The 15,739-nt window shown below is 62.3% G+C and carries 15 protein-coding genes; 6 read left to right on the plus strand and 9 right to left on the minus strand.

The features are described 5' to 3' along the window. Nucleotides 1–30 precede the first annotated feature (30 nt). Nucleotides 31–771, minus strand: coding sequence for an osmolarity response regulator transcription factor OmpR (gene ompR, locus LOY45_RS25440; RefSeq protein ID WP_115084840.1), 741 nt, complete (start codon nt 769–771; stop codon nt 31–33). Nucleotides 772–1,012: 241 nt separating this feature from the next. On the opposite strand from ompR, the gene LOY45_RS25445 reads away from it, so the two are divergent. The 4 genes from LOY45_RS25445 to LOY45_RS25460 all read left to right on the plus strand — a co-directional run bounded on the left by LOY45_RS25445 (nt 1,013) and on the right by LOY45_RS25460 (nt 6,082). Further along, on the plus strand, nt 1,013–3,331 hold the full coding sequence (locus tag LOY45_RS25445; RefSeq protein WP_258578547.1) for a Tex family protein: 2,319 nt from the start codon (nt 1,013–1,015) through the stop codon (nt 3,329–3,331). Further along, entirely contained in the window at nt 3,331–3,714 is a 384-nt protein-coding gene (locus tag LOY45_RS25450) for a PaaI family thioesterase (RefSeq protein WP_115084838.1), read from the plus strand. Before LOY45_RS25445 ends, LOY45_RS25450 begins: the two co-directional genes overlap by 1 nt. A 138-nt stretch (nt 3,715–3,852) precedes the next feature. Continuing rightward, nucleotides 3,853–5,454, plus strand: a complete 1,602-nt coding sequence (gene gshA / locus LOY45_RS25455) for a glutamate--cysteine ligase (RefSeq protein ID WP_134064866.1) — start codon at nt 3,853–3,855, stop codon at nt 5,452–5,454. Nucleotide 5,455: 1 nt separating this feature from the next. Beyond that, entirely contained in the window at nt 5,456–6,082 is a 627-nt protein-coding gene (locus LOY45_RS25460) for a TetR/AcrR family transcriptional regulator (protein ID WP_115084836.1), read from the plus strand. Nucleotides 6,083–6,183: 101 nt separating this feature from the next. On the opposite strand, the gene LOY45_RS25465 is transcribed toward LOY45_RS25460, so the two are convergent. From LOY45_RS25465 to LOY45_RS25500, 8 genes are all read right to left on the minus strand, one after another. Continuing rightward, a complete protein-coding gene (locus tag LOY45_RS25465; RefSeq protein ID WP_010221227.1) occupies nt 6,184–6,399 on the minus strand; it encodes a TOBE domain-containing protein in 216 nt (71 codons plus the stop codon). A 19-nt stretch (nt 6,400–6,418) separates the two neighbouring features. Then, a complete protein-coding gene (gene ssuB / locus LOY45_RS25470; protein WP_258578549.1) occupies nt 6,419–7,231 on the minus strand; it encodes an aliphatic sulfonates ABC transporter ATP-binding protein in 813 nt (270 codons plus the stop codon). Next, nucleotides 7,228–8,022 carry an aliphatic sulfonate ABC transporter permease SsuC gene (gene ssuC / locus LOY45_RS25475; RefSeq protein ID WP_258578550.1) on the minus strand — a complete coding sequence of 265 codons (795 nt, stop codon included), beginning with the start codon at nt 8,020–8,022 and terminating at the stop codon, nt 7,228–7,230. The genes ssuB and ssuC overlap by 4 nt, the downstream gene beginning before the upstream one ends. Nucleotides 8,023–8,032: 10 nt before the next feature. Beyond that, nucleotides 8,033–9,181, minus strand: a complete 1,149-nt coding sequence (gene ssuD, locus LOY45_RS25480; protein WP_115084834.1) for an FMNH2-dependent alkanesulfonate monooxygenase — start codon at nt 9,179–9,181, stop codon at nt 8,033–8,035. Nucleotides 9,182–9,239: 58 nt separating this feature from the next. Continuing rightward, a complete protein-coding gene (locus tag LOY45_RS25485; protein ID WP_115084833.1) occupies nt 9,240–10,205 on the minus strand; it encodes a sulfonate ABC transporter substrate-binding protein in 966 nt (321 codons plus the stop codon). A 92-nt stretch (nt 10,206–10,297) separates the two neighbouring features. Then, entirely contained in the window at nt 10,298–10,891 is a 594-nt protein-coding gene (gene ssuE, locus LOY45_RS25490) for an NADPH-dependent FMN reductase (protein WP_115084832.1), read from the minus strand. Nucleotides 10,892–11,115: 224 nt separating this feature from the next. Next, complete coding sequence (locus LOY45_RS25495; protein ID WP_045201153.1) at nt 11,116–11,754, minus strand: peroxiredoxin; 639 nt, start codon at nt 11,752–11,754, stop codon at nt 11,116–11,118. A gap of 162 nt (nt 11,755–11,916) precedes the next feature. Further along, complete coding sequence (locus LOY45_RS25500) at nt 11,917–13,236, minus strand: OprD family porin (protein WP_134064872.1); 1,320 nt, start codon at nt 13,234–13,236, stop codon at nt 11,917–11,919. A 348-nt stretch (nt 13,237–13,584) separates the two neighbouring features. Here LOY45_RS25500 and tauA (LOY45_RS25505) point away from each other — a divergent pair, with 348 nt between their 5' ends. Continuing rightward, entirely contained in the window at nt 13,585–14,556 is a 972-nt protein-coding gene (gene tauA / locus LOY45_RS25505) for a taurine ABC transporter substrate-binding protein (RefSeq protein ID WP_134064874.1), read from the plus strand. Nucleotides 14,557–14,753: 197 nt separating this feature from the next. Beyond that, nucleotides 14,754–15,731: a taurine ABC transporter substrate-binding protein gene (gene tauA / locus LOY45_RS25510; RefSeq protein ID WP_115084829.1), complete on the plus strand. Its 978-nt coding sequence runs from the start codon at nt 14,754–14,756 to the stop codon at nt 15,729–15,731. Nucleotides 15,732–15,739: the final 8 nt, after the last annotated feature.

Consider the following 15,739-nt stretch of genomic DNA (forward strand, 5'->3'; position numbering starts at 1 on the left):
TGGCGGTGAGCTACTCCTGCAAACGAAACATCACTTGGTGGCATTACCATCCGGCACAAACACATAACCAACGCCCCAGACGGTCTGGATATAACGCGGCTTGGACGGGTCGGGTTCGATCATCCGCCGCAGGCGCGAGATCTGCACGTCGATGGAGCGCTCAAGGGCGTCCCACTCGCGACCACGGGCCAGGTTCATCAGCTTGTCGCGGGTCAGCGGCTCGCGGGCGTGCATCACCAGCGCCTTGAGTACGGCGAACTCACCGGTGGTGAGCATGTGCACTTCTTCACCGCGCTTGAGTTCGCGGGTGGCCAGCGACAGCTCGTAGTCGCCGAAGGTAACGGTTTCGTCCTCGCTGCCCGGTGCGCCCGGTACCGCCGGTGCCTGACGGCGCAGCACGGCCTTGACCCGGGCCATCAGCTCGTCGGGGTTGAAAGGCTTGGCCAGGTAGTCGTCGGCACCCAGCTCCAGGCCCTTGATGCGGCTCAGCTCGTCGCCCTTGGCGGTGAGCATGATGATCGGGATCTGGTTGTTCGCGGCGCGCAGGCGGCGGCAGGCAGTCAGGCCGTCTTCGCCAGGCAGCATCAGGTCGAGCACCACCAGGTTGAAAACTTCGCGGGCCAGCAGGCGGTCCATCTGTTCGGTATTGGGTACTGCACGGGCGCGATAACCCTTGCTGGTGAAGAAACGTTCCAGCAGGCTGCTCAGGCCCGGGTCATCGTCGACGATGAGAATTTTGTCGCCTTCGGCGGTTTGTGCAGTGCTGCTCATGGGTAGCTCCTCTAATCTCGGCACGCATTATGGCTTAGCCATCAATGGCCGTGCCGTGTGCATTGTTAGCAGATTTTTCCCCGGGTGCCAGTATTGCCGGGCCGACAACTGGCCTGCTGCTATCACCGCAAGCCGGACGCGCTGGGTATAATGCGCCGCTTTCAGCCAGCGCCGCATTGACCACAAGCGCTCTACAGCGCCCGCCCGCGGCCTTTGTATTCACAATTTGTCAGGTGGTTTTATGGACAGCATCAACAGCCGCATCGCCGAGGAACTCGGTGTCCGCCCACAACAGGTCGAAGCGGCCGTGGCTCTACTTGATGAAGGTTCGACCGTACCTTTTATCGCCCGTTACCGGAAAGAAGTCACCGGTAGCCTGGATGACACCCAGCTGCGCCACCTGGAAGAGCGCCTGCGCTACCTGCGCGAGCTGGACGACCGGCGTGTCAGCATCCTTGCCAGCATCGAAGAGCAAGGCAAGCTGACCCCGGAGCTGGCCCGCGAAATCAAACTGGCCGATACCAAGACCCGCCTCGAAGACCTGTACCTGCCGTACAAGCAAAAGCGCCGCACCAAGGGTCAGATCGCCCTGGAAGCCGGCCTGGGCGAGTTGGCCGATGGCCTGCTGAACGACCCGCAACTGAGCCCTGAAACCGAAGCCGCGCGTTTTGTCGACGCCGAAAAAGGCGTGGCCGATGTCAAAGCCGCCCTCGAAGGCGCCAAGTACATCCTCATGGAGCGCTTCGCCGAAGACGCCAGCCTGCTCGACAAGCTGCGCAGCTTCCTCAAGCAGGAAGCGGTGCTCAGTGCTCGCCTGGTGGCCGGCAAGGAAGAGGAAGGGGCGAAGTTTCGCGATTACTTCGAGCACGACGAAGTGCTCAAGAGCGTGCCGTCGCACCGCGCCCTGGCGATTTTCCGGGGCCGTAACGAAGGCGTGCTGGCTGCTTCGCTGAAAGTCGGCGAAGAGCTGCCGGGCACCCTGCACCCCTGCGAAATGATGATCGCCGAGCGTTTCGGCCTGCAAAACCAGAACCGTCCTGCCGACAAGTGGCTGGCCGAAGTGGTGCGCTGGACCTGGAAGGTCAAGCTCTACAGCCACCTTGAAACCGACCTGTTCGGCGAGCTGCGCGACAACGCCGAAGGCGAGGCGATCAACGTCTTCGCCCACAACCTGCACGACCTGCTGCTGGCCGCCCCGGCCGGCCCGCGTGCCACCCTGGGCCTGGACCCGGGCCTGCGTACCGGTTGCAAGGTCGCCGTGGTCGATGCCACCGGCAAGCTGCTGGACACCGCCACCGTCTACCCGCACGTGCCGAAAAACCAGTGGGACCAGACCATCGCCGTGCTCGCCGCGCTGTGCGCCAAGCACTCGGTGGAACTGATCGCCATCGGTAACGGTACCGCCAGCCGCGAAACCGACAAGCTCGCCGCCGAACTGATCAAAAAATACCCGGCGTTGAAGATGACCAAGATCATGGTCTCCGAAGCCGGCGCTTCGGTGTATTCGGCCTCGGAACTGGCGGCCAGGGAGTTCCCGGACCTCGACGTATCGATCCGCGGCGCCGTGTCCATTGCCCGGCGCCTGCAGGACCCGCTGGCCGAACTGGTGAAAATCGACCCGAAATCCATTGGTGTCGGCCAGTACCAGCATGACGTTTCGCAGCTGAAACTGGCCCGTGGCCTGGATGCGGTGGTCGAGGACTGCGTGAACGCCGTCGGCGTTGACGTCAACACCGCCTCGGTCGCCCTGCTCGCCCGTATCTCCGGCCTCAACAGCACCCTGGCGCAGAACATCGTCGCTCACCGCGATGCCAACGGCGCCTTCAAGACCCGCGCAGCGCTGAAGAAAGTCAGCCGCCTGGGCGAGAAAACGTTCGAACAGGCCGCAGGCTTCCTGCGCGTAATGAACGGCGACAACCCGCTGGACGCCTCCGCAGTGCACCCGGAAGCCTACCCGCTGGTACAGCGCATTGCCGCTGAAACCGACCGCGACATCCGTTCGCTGATTGGCGACAGCGGTTTCCTCAAGCGTCTGGAGCCGAAGAAATTCACCGATGAAACCTTCGGCCTGCCGACCGTCACCGACATCCTCCAGGAGCTGGACAAACCCGGCCGCGACCCACGCCCCGAGTTCAAGACCGCCGAGTTCCAGGAAGGCGTCGAAGACCTCAAGGACCTGCAGCTGGGGATGATCCTCGAAGGTGTGGTGACCAACGTCACCAACTTCGGTGCCTTCGTCGACATCGGCGTGCACCAGGATGGCCTGGTGCACATCTCGGCCCTGTCGGAGAAGTTCATCAAGGACCCGCGTGAAGCGGTCAAGGCCGGCGACGTGGTCAAGGTCAAGGTCATGGAAATCGACATCCCGCGCAAACGCGTCGGCCTGTCGATGCGCATGAGCGACACCCCGGGCGAGAAGATCGACGGCGCCCGTGGCAGCCGCCCAGGCTCCGCCCCGCGCCAGCAAAGCGCTCCAGCCCGTGCCAAGGAAACCCCGGCACCGGCCAACAACGCCATGGCCTCGCTGTTCGCCAACGCCAAGCAGCTGAAGAAGAAGTGATGACGGCTCCCGACGACGTCGTCTTCAGCGCCTTCAGCCAGTTGCTCGGCTGCCGTCTGCAACGCCTGGAAAACGGTGTTGCAGAGGTGGTCATGGCCCTGGAGCCGCACCTGCGCAACCGGGGCGGCAAGCTGCATGGCGGGGCGATCTTCAGCCTGGTCGACACCACCATGGGCCTGGCCTGTTCCAGTTCCCATGGTTTCGACCAGCAGAGCGTGACCCTGGAATGCAAGATCAACTACCTGCGCGCGGTCAGCGAAGGTGAAGTGCTGTGCGTTGCCCGGGTGCTGCATGCCGGGCGGCGCACGCTGGTGGTCGACGCCGATGTACTTCAGGGCGACAAACTGGTGGCAAAAGCGCAGGGGACATTCGTCGTCCTCTAGCCGCAAATGGCCAAACTGCGGTACTTTCGGCAGAGCGCAGGCGCTGCCGAAAGCCGGCCACAACCAGGCGACAACGCCAGTTCCTCTGTCCACCCTTGTAGACCGTCATCTCCACCCCCATATTGGGGCGACTGACGCGTGAAGGAATCCATCTTGAGCGAACTTCTCAACCGCCGCCTGAGCCTGCTCGGCCAAGGCGACAACCTCTCCCTGCTCAAGCAGTGCCTGCACGGCATCGAGCGTGAATGCCTGCGTGTGACCGAGGAAGGTCGTCTGGCCCAGACTCCGCACCCCGAAGCCCTCGGCGCGGCGCTGACCCACGAGCAGATCACCACGGACTATTCGGAGTCGCTGCTGGAGTTCATCACCCCAGCCCTGGCCGACCCGGCGCAGACCCTCGAAAGCCTGGAAAACATCCACCGCTTCGCCTACACCAAGCTTGGCAACGAGTTCCTCTGGAGCCCGTCGATGCCTTGCCCGCTGCCGGCCGAGGAAGACATTCCGATCGCCTGGTATGGCACCTCCAACATCGGTCAGCTCAAGTACGTCTACCGCAAGGGCCTGGCCCTGCGTTACGGCCGCACCATGCAGTGCATCGCCGGGATTCACTACAATTTCTCGCTGCCAGAAAAACTCTGGCCGCTGCTGCGCGCTGCCGAACACGGCACGGAAGATAATCGCGACTATCAGTCGTCGGCCTACATCGCCCTGATCCGCAACTTCCGCCGCTACAGCTGGCTGCTGATGTACCTGTTCGGCGCCTCGCCGGCCCTGGATGCGGGCTTTTTGCGTGGCCGCCCGCACCAGCTCGAACAGTTCGACGCCGACACCCTGTACCTGCCCTACGCCACCAGCCTGCGCATGAGCGACCTGGGTTACCAGAGCAACGCCCAGTCCGGCCTGACGCCCTGCTACAACAACCTCGCCAGCTACACCGACAGCCTGCGCAAAGCGGTAGCCACGCCTTACGCGCCCTATGTCGAGATCGGTACGCACAAGGATGGCGAGTGGGTTCAGTTGAACACCAACATCCTGCAGATCGAAAACGAGTACTACTCCAATATCCGCCCCAAGCGCGTCACCTACAGCGGCGAGCGGCCGATCCAGGCGCTGATGGCCCGTGGCATCCAGTACGTCGAAGTGCGCTGCCTGGACATCAATCCGTTCCTGCCAACCGGTATCGACTTGCCCGAAGCGCGTTTCCTCGACGCCTTCCTGTTGTTCTGCGCCCTGGAAGAAAGCCCGCTGCTGGGCAACCTGGAGTGCGGCAACTGCACCGGCAACTTCCTTAGCGTGGTCAAGGAAGGTCGCCGTCCGGGCCTGGAGTTGCAGCGTGACGGTCAGCCGGTCGAGCTCAAGCAGTGGGCCGCTGAACTGCTCGAACGCATTGCGCCCCTGGCCGAACTGCTCGACCGCAGCCACGGCAGCGACGAACACGCCAAGGCCCTGCACGCGCAGAAAGCCAAGGTCAGCGACCCTTCCCTGACGCCATCGGCGCAGGTGCTGGCGAGCATGACCGAGCACAAGGAAAGCTTCAGCCGCTTCGCCTTGCGGCAAAGCCAGGCCCATGCAGAGTTCTTCCGCGCCCAGGCCCTGCCGATCGAGCAGCAGCAACGCTTCGAAACGGCAGCGCACGAGTCCCTGGAAGCCCAGGCAAAGCTCGAGCGCGAAGAGGACAAGGCCGACTTCGACCTGTTCGTCAGCGCTTACCAGGCGAGCATCCTGGCGATCAGCAACTGACATGACCCGCACTGCTACCCCGCGCAAACCCCGGGCCCGCAGCCAGGCGAGGATCGATTCGATCCTCGAGGCAGCGCGCACGCTGCTGGCCAGCGAAGGGGTGGCCAGCCTGTCGATCTACAGCGTGGCCGAGCGCGCGCAGATTCCGCCGTCGTCGGTGTATCACTTCTTCGCCAGTGTCCCGGCCCTGCTTGAAGCGCTCACCGCCGACGTGCACAGCGCCTTTCGCGCCTGCCTTGAAGCGCCCATTGATGCAGCGGCGTTGAACACCTGGCACGACCTGTCGCGCCTGGTTGAGCAACGCATGCTGGTGATCTACAACGAAGATGCCGCGGCGCGCCAGCTGATCCTGGCCCAGCATGGTCTGAGCGAAGTGACCCAGGCTGACCGCCAGCACGACATCGAGCTGGGCGACCTGATGCATACCTTGTTCGCCGAGCATTTCCAGTTGCCGGTGTTGCCGCAGGACGTGGATGTGTTTGCGCTGGCCATGGAGCTGGGCGATCGGGTGTATGCCCGCTCGGTGCAGTTGCACGGGCAGATCACGCCGCGCATGGCCGAGGAAGGGATGCGGGTGTTTGATGCGTATCTGGGGCTGTATTTGCCGCCGTTTCTGCCTAAACGCTGATGGCCTCATCGCTGGCAAGCCAGCTCCCACAGGGACTGTATACACCGAACCTTGTGGGAGCTGGCTTGCCAGCGATGCAAGGCAAAGCCTTGCCCTGGTAGTCAGAGCTTGGCAATCGACACTTCAGTCGACTTCACAAAGGCAATCACCTCACTGCCAATGGTCAGCTCCAGCTCGCGCACCGAGCGGGTGGTGATCACCGAAGTGACGATACCCGAGGCCGTTTGCACATCGATTTCCGACAACACCGGGCCTTCGAGGATTTCCTTGACGGTGCCTTTGAACTGGTTGCGTACGTTGATCGCTTTGATAGTCATCTGCTTGGTTCCTTACAGGTCAGAGAGCCCAACGCAATTGCGTCGGCAAAGGTGCGATAGGTTCCGGCTCGGGCGGTGTGCCCGGAATCGACAGAACCCGGTTGAGTACTTCGGTTTCCAGTGCGGCCAGGCGGTGTGACCCGCGCACCCGCGGGCGAGGCAGGTCGACCGTCAGGTCCAGGCCCACTTCGCCGTCTTCGATGAGGATCACCCGGTCGGCAACCGCCACCGCTTCACTGACGTCGTGGGTAACCAGCAACACGGTGAAGCCGTGCTGGCGCCACAGCCGTTCGATCAACTGCTGCATTTCGATACGAGTCAGCGCATCCAGCGCGCCCAATGGCTCGTCGAGCAGCAACAGGCGTGGCTGGTGGATCAGGGCGCGGGCCAGGGCCACACGCTGCTTCTGGCCGCCCGACAACGCCGCCGGCCATTCATGGGCGCGCTCGGCCAGGCCGACCGCCTCCAGCGCTTCAAGGGCTCGCGGCCGCCAGTTGCCCGACAGGCCCAGGCCAACGTTGTCGATGACCTTCTTCCACGGCAGCAAGCGCGCTTCCTGGAACATCAGGCGGGTGTCTTCCTGGGCTTCGCGCAGCGGCGCGGAACCGGCCAACAGCTCGCCGCCACTGGGCTGGTCGAGCCCGGCGAGCAAGCGCAGCAAGGTGCTCTTGCCGCAGCCGCTGCGCCCGACAATGGCGACGAACTGCCCGGCCGGAATATGCAGGTCGATGTCACGCAGCACCTGGCGCTGGCCGAAGGTCTTCTGCAGGTTCTGCGCCGCCAGCGGAATCCCGCGCAGCAGTCGTGGTGGCGTTTCCTTGAGGATGGTCATGCGCCCTCTCCCCTGCTCGGTTGGTAGGCCGGATGCCAGCGCAGCCAGACCCGCTCAAGACCGCGTGCGGCCAGATCGGCAAGCTTGCCGAGCACGGCATAGAGGACGATGGCCAGTACCACCACATCGGTCTGCAGGAACTCGCGGGCATTCATTGCCAGATAGCCGATACCGGCATTGGCCGAGATGGTTTCGGCAACGATCAAGGTCAGCCACATGAAGCCCAGGGCAAAGCGCACGCCAACCAGGATCGACGGCAAGGCGCCCGGCAGGATCACCTGGCGGAACAGCTCGAAGCCGGACAAGCCATAGCTGCGGGCCATTTCCACCAGGGCCGGATCGACGTTGCGAATGCCGTGGTAGGTATTCAGGTAAATCGGGAACAGGGTGCCCAGGGCCACCAGGAAAATCTTCGCCGACTCATCGATGCCGAACCACAGGATCACCAGCGGAATCAGCGCCAGGTGCGGCACGTTACGGATCATCTGCACCGAACTGTCGAGCAGGCGCTCGCCCCATTTCGACAGGCCGGTGATAAAGCCCAGCGCCAGGCCGATGGCGCCACCAATCAGAAAGCCGACGGCTGCCCGCCAGCCACTGATTGCCAGGTGGGTCCAGATCTCGCCGCTGCGCACCAGCTCGACGCCGGCGCTCAATACTGCATTTGGTGCCGGCAAAATCCGCGTCGACAGCCAGCCGACGCTGACTGCCAGTTGCCAGACCGCCAACAACAGTAACGGCAGCGCCCAGGGCGCCAGGCGTTGCTGCCAGGGAGTGGATGAACGACTCATGGCCCGGCCCTCAGCGCTGCGCCGAGGATTTGGGCAGGATGTCGTTGGCGACCATCTCGCCGAACGGGCTCACGTAGCCACCGCTTTGCGGCAGTTGCGGGCGCTCCACGTCCAGGTGCGGGAACAGCAGCTCGGCCACCCGGTACGACTCTTCCAGGTGTGGATAACCGGAGAAGATAAAGGTGTCGATACCCAGCGCCGCGTATTCCTTGACCCGTTCGGCCACGGTCGGGCCATCGCCGACCAGGGCCGTACCGGCACCGCCGCGCACCAGGCCGACACCGGCCCAGAGGTTGGGGCTGACTTCCAGGTTGTCGCGGTTGCCGCCGTGCAGCGCGGCCATGCGTTGCTGGCCGACCGAATCGAAGCGCGCCAGCGAGGCCTGGGCGCGGGCAATGGTGTCGTCGTCCAGGTGCGAGATCAGGCGCTCGGCGGCCTGCCAGGCTTCGGCGTTGGTCTCACGCACGATCACGTGCAGGCGGATGCCGAAACGTACGCTACGGCCTTGCTTGGCGGCCTTGGCACGCACCTGCTCGATCTTCTCGGCAACCGCGGCGGGTGGCTCGCCCCAGGTCAGGTACAGCTCGACCTGTTCGGCCGCCAGGTCCTGGGCCGCTTCCGAAGAGCCACCAAAGTACAGCGGCGGACGCGGCTGCTGGATCGGCGGATAGAGCAGCTTGGCGCCTTTGACCTGGATGTGCTGGCCGTCGTAGTCGACGGTTTCGCCTTCCAGCACCCGGCGCCAGATGCGGGTGAACTCCACCGAGGCCTGGTAGCGCTCTTCGTGGCTGAGGAACAGGCCGTCACCGGACAGCTCCTCCGGATCGCCACCGGTGACCAGGTTGAACAAGGCACGACCACCGGAAAGACGATCCAGGGTCGCCGCCTGACGCGCTGCCACGGTCGGCGAGATGATCCCCGGACGCAGGGCTACCAGGAACTTCAGGCGCTGGGTCACCGGAATCAGCGAAGCGGCGACCAGCCAGGAGTCCTCGCAGGAACGCCCGGTGGGGATCAGCACACCGCCAAAGCCGAGGCGGTCAGCCGCCTGGGCAATCTGCTGCAGGTAGCCGTGATCGACGGCGCGCGCGCCTTCGGCGGTGCCAAGGTAATGGCCGTCGCCATGGGTTGGAAGAAACCAGAATACGTTGAGGCTCATTGGAGTTGTCTCCTAGGGGTGGCGCAGACCGGGGCGGCGCCCCGGCGCGGGCAAATCGTCAAGGGGCGCTGGCGACCTTGGCCGGCGGTGTCCAGATCACGTCCTTGATGCTCAACGGCTTGGGAATCAGCTTGAGCGTCTTGAAGGTGTCGGCGATCTTCTGCTGGGCAGCGATCACTTCCGGGGTGAGGAAGGCGGCGCCGTAGCCCTGGCGCTTGACCGAGGTCTGGGTGATGTCGGCGGGCAAGCCGAGCAGCGGCGCGACCTGGTCGGTGACTTCCTGCGGGTTGGCCTTGGACCACTCGCCCACTGCGCGCACTTCATCGACCAAGGCGCTGATCACTTCAGGGTGCTTCTGCGCGTAGGGCTTGGTCGCCAGGTAGAACTGATGGTTGTCGACGATGCCCTCGCCGTCACGCAGGGTGCGTGCCTGCAACTGCTGCTCGGCAGCGGCCTGGTACGGGTCCCAGATCACCCAGGCATCGACGCTGCCACGCTCGAAGGCGGCGCGGGCATCGGCGGGCGGCAGGAATACCGGCTGGATGTCGCTGTACTTGAGGCCGGCGTCTTCCAGGGCGCGGACCAGCAGGTAGTGAACGTTGGAGCCTTTGTTCAGCGCGACCTTCTTGCCCTTGAGCTCCTTGACCGACTGGATTGGCGAGCCCTTGGGCACCAGGATGGCTTCGCTGTGCGGCGCTGGCGGTTCGTAGGCGACATACAGCAGGTCGGCGCCAGCGGCCTGGGCGAACACCGGCGGCGTCTCGCCGGTCACCCCGAAGTCGATCGAGCCGACGTTCAGGCCTTCGAGCAGTTGCGGGCCACCGGGGAATTCAGTCCATTGCACCTGCACGCCCTGAGCGGCAAGGCGCTTCTCCAGCGTGCCCTTGGCCTTGAGCAGCACCAGGGTGCCGTACTTCTGGTAACCGATACGCAGGCTTTCGGCCTGGGCTTGAGTAATGGCGCCGAAGGACACAGCCGCAGCAAACAGAGCGACCAGACCACGACGCAAAATGACAGTGCGCATAGCGCTCTCCTTTGCTGTTGGGGTTCAGGCTGCACCTGCTTGCCCGTTGGCGGGCGAGTAAGGTGGGAACTACAGGTAGCGGGTGATACGCCTCAGATGCTCCAGCGAGCACTGAGCAGACGTTCATTCAACACGCCCGGCGCAACCGGTTTGGGTCGACGCGCCAGGGCGCTGTGAAACAGTTCCAGGGATTCGAGCAGACGCTGCTCCAGGGCCGGCGCCAGTTGCGCGGCGGCACTGCCTTCGCCGTAGGCGATCTGGCTGTCGTCGGCGAAGATCCCTTGCAGGGTTTCCTGGGCCTTGAGTGCCGACAGCACCGGCTTGAGCGCGTAGTCCACGGCGAGCATATGGGCGATGCTGCCGCCGGTAGCGATCGGCAGCACCACCTTGTGGCTCAGGGCGCGTTCGGGCAGCAGGTCGAGCAGGGTTTTCAGCGCACCGGCGAACGAGGCCTTGTACACCGGGGTAGCAACCACCAGGCCATCGGCCTGTTCTACCAATTGCAGGAAGTGCTGCACCTTGGGGCTGTCGAAACGTGCATGGAGCAGGTCTTCGGCCGGAAAATCCCGCACCTGGAAAGTCACCACTTCCACGCCCTGGCCTTGCAGCCACTGGCGGCTGCGCTCAAGCAGGACACCGGAGCGGGAACGCAGACTGGGACTACCACCGAGAGAAACAACCAGCATTGGAACGCATCCTTGATCGTGTTCTAGAGGGCCGCGAGTTGGAGTTCTCGCTGGAGTGAAGTGACCTTAACAGCTTGATACATATATCGATAAATCATATTTTTTCATTTGTTTATTCCTTTAAGAGCTATGAGAGCATCGCGGGGCAAGCCCGCTCCTACAGGTATTGGGGGGAATAAAAAAAGGGCCGTAAAACGGCCCGAGTTCCCTGCTATGGCTAAAGATCAACGATTGGGTTGCGGGGTCAGGCGCAGGTACGGCTTGACCGCCCGGTAACCCTTGGGAAAGCGGCGCTTGATTTCGTCTTCGTCCTTGAGCGATGGCACGATCACAACTTCGTCACCATCCTGCCAGTTGGCCGGGGTGGCGACCTTGTGGTTGTCGGTCAACTGCAGCGAATCGATCACCCGCAAGATCTCGTGGAAGTTGCGCCCGGTGCTGGCCGGATAAGTGATGGTCAGGCGGATCTTCTTGTTCGGATCGATAACGAACAAGGAACGCACCGTCAGGGTATCGCTGGCATTGGGATGAATCAGGTCGTAGAGATCGGAGACTTTGCGATCGGCATCGGCCAGGATCGGGAAGTTGACGACAGTGTTCTGGGTTTCGTTGATGTCTTCGATCCAGCGGTGGTGCGAATCCACCGGGTCCACCGACAGGGCGATGGCCTTGACCCCGCGCTCGGCGAACTGCTCTTTGAGCTTGGCAGTGAAACCCAGCTCGGTGGTGCACACCGGGGTGAAGTCGGCCGGGTGAGAGAACAGCACGCCCCAGCTGTCGCCCAGCCATTCGTGGAAGCGGATCTTGCCGGCGCTGGAATCCTGTTCGAAGTCGGGGGCGATATCGCCGAGTCTGAGGCTCATGGTGCGGCTCCTTGGCTGGGTTCGTTATGGCTTCACTGTGCCTGCTTACTCGTAAAATTAAAAAGAATAAATATCGATTTATTTAGATCAAAAAGGGATATCAAAAAACAGGCAAAAGAAAGCCCGCCCGGCACAAATGCGGGACGGGCTCTGATTGCCGACTTACAGGATCGACAGGGTGTAGCTGAGGATCAGACGGTTTTCGTCCTGGTCACGCTGGTTGACTGCGTCGGAACGCAGCGAAGCGTTCTTCCAGGCCAGGCCCAGGCCTTTGAAGGTACCTTCAGGTACAACATAGCCGAGGGAGAAGTCGCGCTCCCATTCGGAACGGTCGCTGCCCGGAGCATTGATATTGGTACCTTTGAGGTAGACCACGGAGGTGGTCAGGCCCGGCAGGCCAACCGCAGCGAAGTCATAGGCATACTGCGCAAGCCAGGTGCGCTCGCCGGCACGCTGGAACTTGCCGATCTGACGGTCGGTGATCAGGTAGGCCGAAGCACCGTCACCCTGGTTCAGGAACGGGAAGTCACTGGTGCCGTTGACACGCTGGTAACCAGCGCTCAGCGCATGACCTTGCAGGCTATAGGTGAACATCGCACTCCAGGTGCGGTTGTCCACTTCGCCGTTGTTCTGGTATCCGGAAGCTTTATAGCCAGCCAGGCGGCCTTCAGTGCTGGCGTTCTTGCCATCGGAATCGCTGTAGAAATAACGCAGGTCGGACTTCAGGCTACCGACCGGCAGCGCCCAGTTATGGGTCAGGCCGAGGAAGTGCTGTTTGTAGAAGTCGTCCAGGTTGCCGTAGTAGTACTGGGCAAGCAGGTCCTTGGTGACCTTGTAGTCGCCACCGGCGTAGTAGAAGGCGTTGCTGCGCTGACCAGTACGGCTGTTGGCACCTGCAATCGACAGCGAGTCGTTATTGGTGGAGTTACGACCTTTGGCGTGCTCCAGCTTACCGCCGATCAAGGTCAGGTTCTCGATTTCGTTCGAAGTGACCTGACCACCTTCAAAGGTTTGCGGCAGCAGTCGACCGTCGTTGTAGGTCACGACCGGCAGCTTCGGCATCAGCGTACCGAGGCGTGCTTCAGTCTTGGAGAACTTGACCTTGCCGGTCAGGCCCAGGCTGCCGAAATCGTCGACAGCACGGCCGTTGCTTTCACTCGGGAATACAGTACCGCCAGTGCTGCCGTTGGTTTTGTTGTAGGCAGTGCCACGACCGGAGTCGAGCTTGATGCCCAGCAGGCCGATGGCATCGACACCAAAGCCGACGGTACCTTCGGTGTAACCGGAGGTGAAGTTGAAAATGAAGCCTTGGCCCCACTCTTCAGTCTTGGATGGGTCAGCGGTGCCGCTACGGTTGTCGGTGTTGATGTAGAAGTTGCGGGCAGTGATGCTTGCCTTGCTGTCTTCAACGAAACCGGCAGCACCCGCCTGCTGGGCCAGAACCCCAACGGCCACGGCAAGTGCCAAGGTGGACTTGTACATGTTTTGCTCCTCTACGTTCTAATTCTTGTGTGTCGCTTACGGCAGGATCTTTGTGTCCCGCTCGACGTCGATTGGCGATTAGCACCAAAGGGTGACCGTCTAGTCAATCGTAACTATTCATTTCACTACTTTGGTCTAATGCGCCAGCGGTGGGGGTGAAGGATAATGACAATCCTATAAATCCAAAAAGACTTATTTCGTAATTTTTCAGATTATTACGGAATATGATCCGAATTTTTCTCCGCTGCCGTTATCGGCACATAAGCTAATTCCTAAAGGGTATTTTGAAGCGGTTTTTTAGATCGCTTAGCTTTGACGAACCTTCCCCTTTCGACAAGGCAGCCCCTCATGGCCAGACCATCATTGCGTTTCCTTTATGCCCTGGCCTTGACCAGCATCACTTTTGTCGCCCAGGCCGATGAACTGACGGTGGGCTACCAAACCGGCATCGACCCGAGCAAAGTGCCCCAGGCCGACGGCGCCTATGAACAGGCCATCGGTGAAAAGATCGCCTGGCGCCGTTTCAACAGCGGCCCGGAAGTGGTCACCGCGATTGCCTCTGGCGATGTACAGATTGGCAATCTGGGCTCCAGCCCGTTAGCCGCTGCCGCTTCGCGCAAGCTGCCGATCGTGGCGTTTATCGTCTCGGCGCAGATCAACGCCGCCGAAGCACTGGTGGTGCGCAACGGCAGCGGCATCAACAGCCCGCAGGACCTGGTCGGCAAGACCATCGCCACGCCGTTCGTGTCCACCTCGCACTACAGCCTGCTTGGTGCGCTCAAGCACTGGAACCTCGACACCCGTCAGGTCAAGGTGGTCAATCTGCAACCAGCGGAAATCGCCGCAGCGTGGAAACGTGGCGACATCGACGGTGCCTTTGTCTGGTCGCCGGCATTGGGCGAAATCCGCAAGACCGGCAAAACGCTCACCGACGCCGCCGAGGTTGGCGGCTGGGGTGCACCGACGTTCGAAGTGTGGGTAGCGCGCAAGGATTTTGCCGAGAAGCATCCTGAGGTGGTGAGCAAGTTCGCCAAGGTCACCCTTGATGCATTTGCCGACTACGCTGCCAACAAGGCGCAGTGGACGAGCGACTCGGTACCGGTGCAGAAGATCGCCAAATTGACCGGCGCCAATCCGGCAGATGTTCCGCAGTTGCTGGCCGGGGCGGCGTTCCCCGATGCCCAGGCGCAGCCGCAGTTGCTGCAGAGCCAGACGCCCAAGGCGATTGGCGAGACCGCGCGGTTCCTCAAGGAACAGGGCAAGGTCGAAGCGGTACTGGCGGACTACGCGCCGTACGTGAGCGCCAAGTTTATTCAGTGAGATCGTATCGCGGGGCAAGCCCGCTCCCACAAGGACCTGCAGGAGTGGGCTTGCCCCGCGATGAAACCACCTCATTTGCAGAGCCTTAAATCAATTGGCTCCTAAGCTAATGCAAAAAAGTTATTTATTTTAACTTTCTTAGATCATCTAGTCTTATTCCACACCAACACAACCGCCCGCCTGACAAGGAGTTCACCATGACCCTGCATGCTCCCCTGCGCCTGTTCGCCGCCCTGACCCTGGCCGGCACCAGCTGGTTTGCCCAGGCGGCCGACCTGACGGTGGCCTACCAGACCACCGTGGACCCGGCGAAAGTCGCCCAGGTCGACGGTACCTACGAGAAAACCAGCAAAGCCGACATCGACTGGCGCAAATTCGACAGCGGCGCCGACGTGATCACCGCCGTGGCCTCCGGCGATGTGCAGATCGGCTACCTCGGTTCCAGCCCGCTGGCCGCGGCCGCGACCCGCAAGCTGCCGGTGGAAACCTTCCTGATCGCCACCCAGATTGGCGCTGCCGAAGCCCTGGTCGCCCGCGATGGCGCCGGCATCAACTCGCCGCAGGACCTGATTGGCAAAAAGATCGCCGTACCGTTCGTCTCCACCGGTCACTACAGCCTGCTGGCTGCGCTCAAGCAATGGAACATCGACCCGGCCAAGGTACAGATCCTCAACCTCGCACCACCGGCAATCATCGCCGCCTGGAAGCGCGGTGACATCGACGCCACCTACGTCTGGGACCCGGCCCTGGGCGTGGCCAAGGAAAACGGCAAGGTACTGATCACCTCCGGTGAGCTGGCCGACAAAGGCGCACCGACCTTCGACGCCTGGATCGTGCGCAAGGACTTCGCGGCCAAGCACCCGGAGATCGTCAAGGCCTTCGCCAAAGTCACCCTGGATGCCTACGCCGACTACCGCAAAGACCCGCAAGCATGGCTGGCGAACAAGAGCAACGTCGACAAGCTGGTGAAGCTCTCCGGCGCCAAGGCGGCTGATATCCCTGGCCTGCTGCAAGGCAACGTGTTCCCGCTGGCCGCCGACCAGGTTGCAGCGCTGGGCGCACCGACCACCCAGGCAATCACCGACACCGCTACCTTCCTCAAGGAGCAAGGCAAGGTCGAAGCGGTGCTGCCGGACTATGCGCCTTACGTCAGCGCCAAATTCATTGCCAACTGAGACTCGGA

The organism is Pseudomonas wadenswilerensis (assembly GCF_024749185.1).
Taxonomy (GTDB): Bacteria; Pseudomonadota; Gammaproteobacteria; order Pseudomonadales; family Pseudomonadaceae; genus Aquipseudomonas; species Aquipseudomonas wadenswilerensis.

What these genes read in the sequence shown, in the direction of transcription:
- ompR (WP_115084840.1), bottom strand. Translation starts at nt 771, where the DNA reads ATGAGCAGCACTGCACAAACCGCCGAAGGCGACAAAATTCTCATCGTC.
- LOY45_RS25445 (WP_258578547.1), top strand. Translation starts at nt 1,013, where the DNA reads ATGGACAGCATCAACAGCCGCATCGCCGAGGAACTCGGTGTCCGCCCA.
- LOY45_RS25450 (WP_115084838.1), top strand. Translation starts at nt 3,331, where the DNA reads ATGACGGCTCCCGACGACGTCGTCTTCAGCGCCTTCAGCCAGTTGCTC.
- LOY45_RS25460 (WP_115084836.1), top strand. Translation starts at nt 5,456, where the DNA reads ATGACCCGCACTGCTACCCCGCGCAAACCCCGGGCCCGCAGCCAGGCG.
- LOY45_RS25465 (WP_010221227.1), bottom strand. Translation starts at nt 6,399, where the DNA reads ATGACTATCAAAGCGATCAACGTACGCAACCAGTTCAAAGGCACCGTC.
- ssuB (WP_258578549.1), bottom strand. Translation starts at nt 7,231, where the DNA reads ATGACCATCCTCAAGGAAACGCCACCACGACTGCTGCGCGGGATTCCG.
- ssuC (WP_258578550.1), bottom strand. Translation starts at nt 8,022, where the DNA reads ATGAGTCGTTCATCCACTCCCTGGCAGCAACGCCTGGCGCCCTGGGCG.
- ssuD (WP_115084834.1), bottom strand. Translation starts at nt 9,181, where the DNA reads ATGAGCCTCAACGTATTCTGGTTTCTTCCAACCCATGGCGACGGCCAT.
- LOY45_RS25485 (WP_115084833.1), bottom strand. Translation starts at nt 10,205, where the DNA reads ATGCGCACTGTCATTTTGCGTCGTGGTCTGGTCGCTCTGTTTGCTGCG.
- ssuE (WP_115084832.1), bottom strand. Translation starts at nt 10,891, where the DNA reads ATGCTGGTTGTTTCTCTCGGTGGTAGTCCCAGTCTGCGTTCCCGCTCC.
- LOY45_RS25495 (WP_045201153.1), bottom strand. Translation starts at nt 11,754, where the DNA reads ATGAGCCTCAGACTCGGCGATATCGCCCCCGACTTCGAACAGGATTCC.
- LOY45_RS25500 (WP_134064872.1), bottom strand. Translation starts at nt 13,236, where the DNA reads ATGTACAAGTCCACCTTGGCACTTGCCGTGGCCGTTGGGGTTCTGGCC.
- tauA (WP_134064874.1), top strand. Translation starts at nt 13,585, where the DNA reads ATGGCCAGACCATCATTGCGTTTCCTTTATGCCCTGGCCTTGACCAGC.
- tauA (WP_115084829.1), top strand. Translation starts at nt 14,754, where the DNA reads ATGACCCTGCATGCTCCCCTGCGCCTGTTCGCCGCCCTGACCCTGGCC.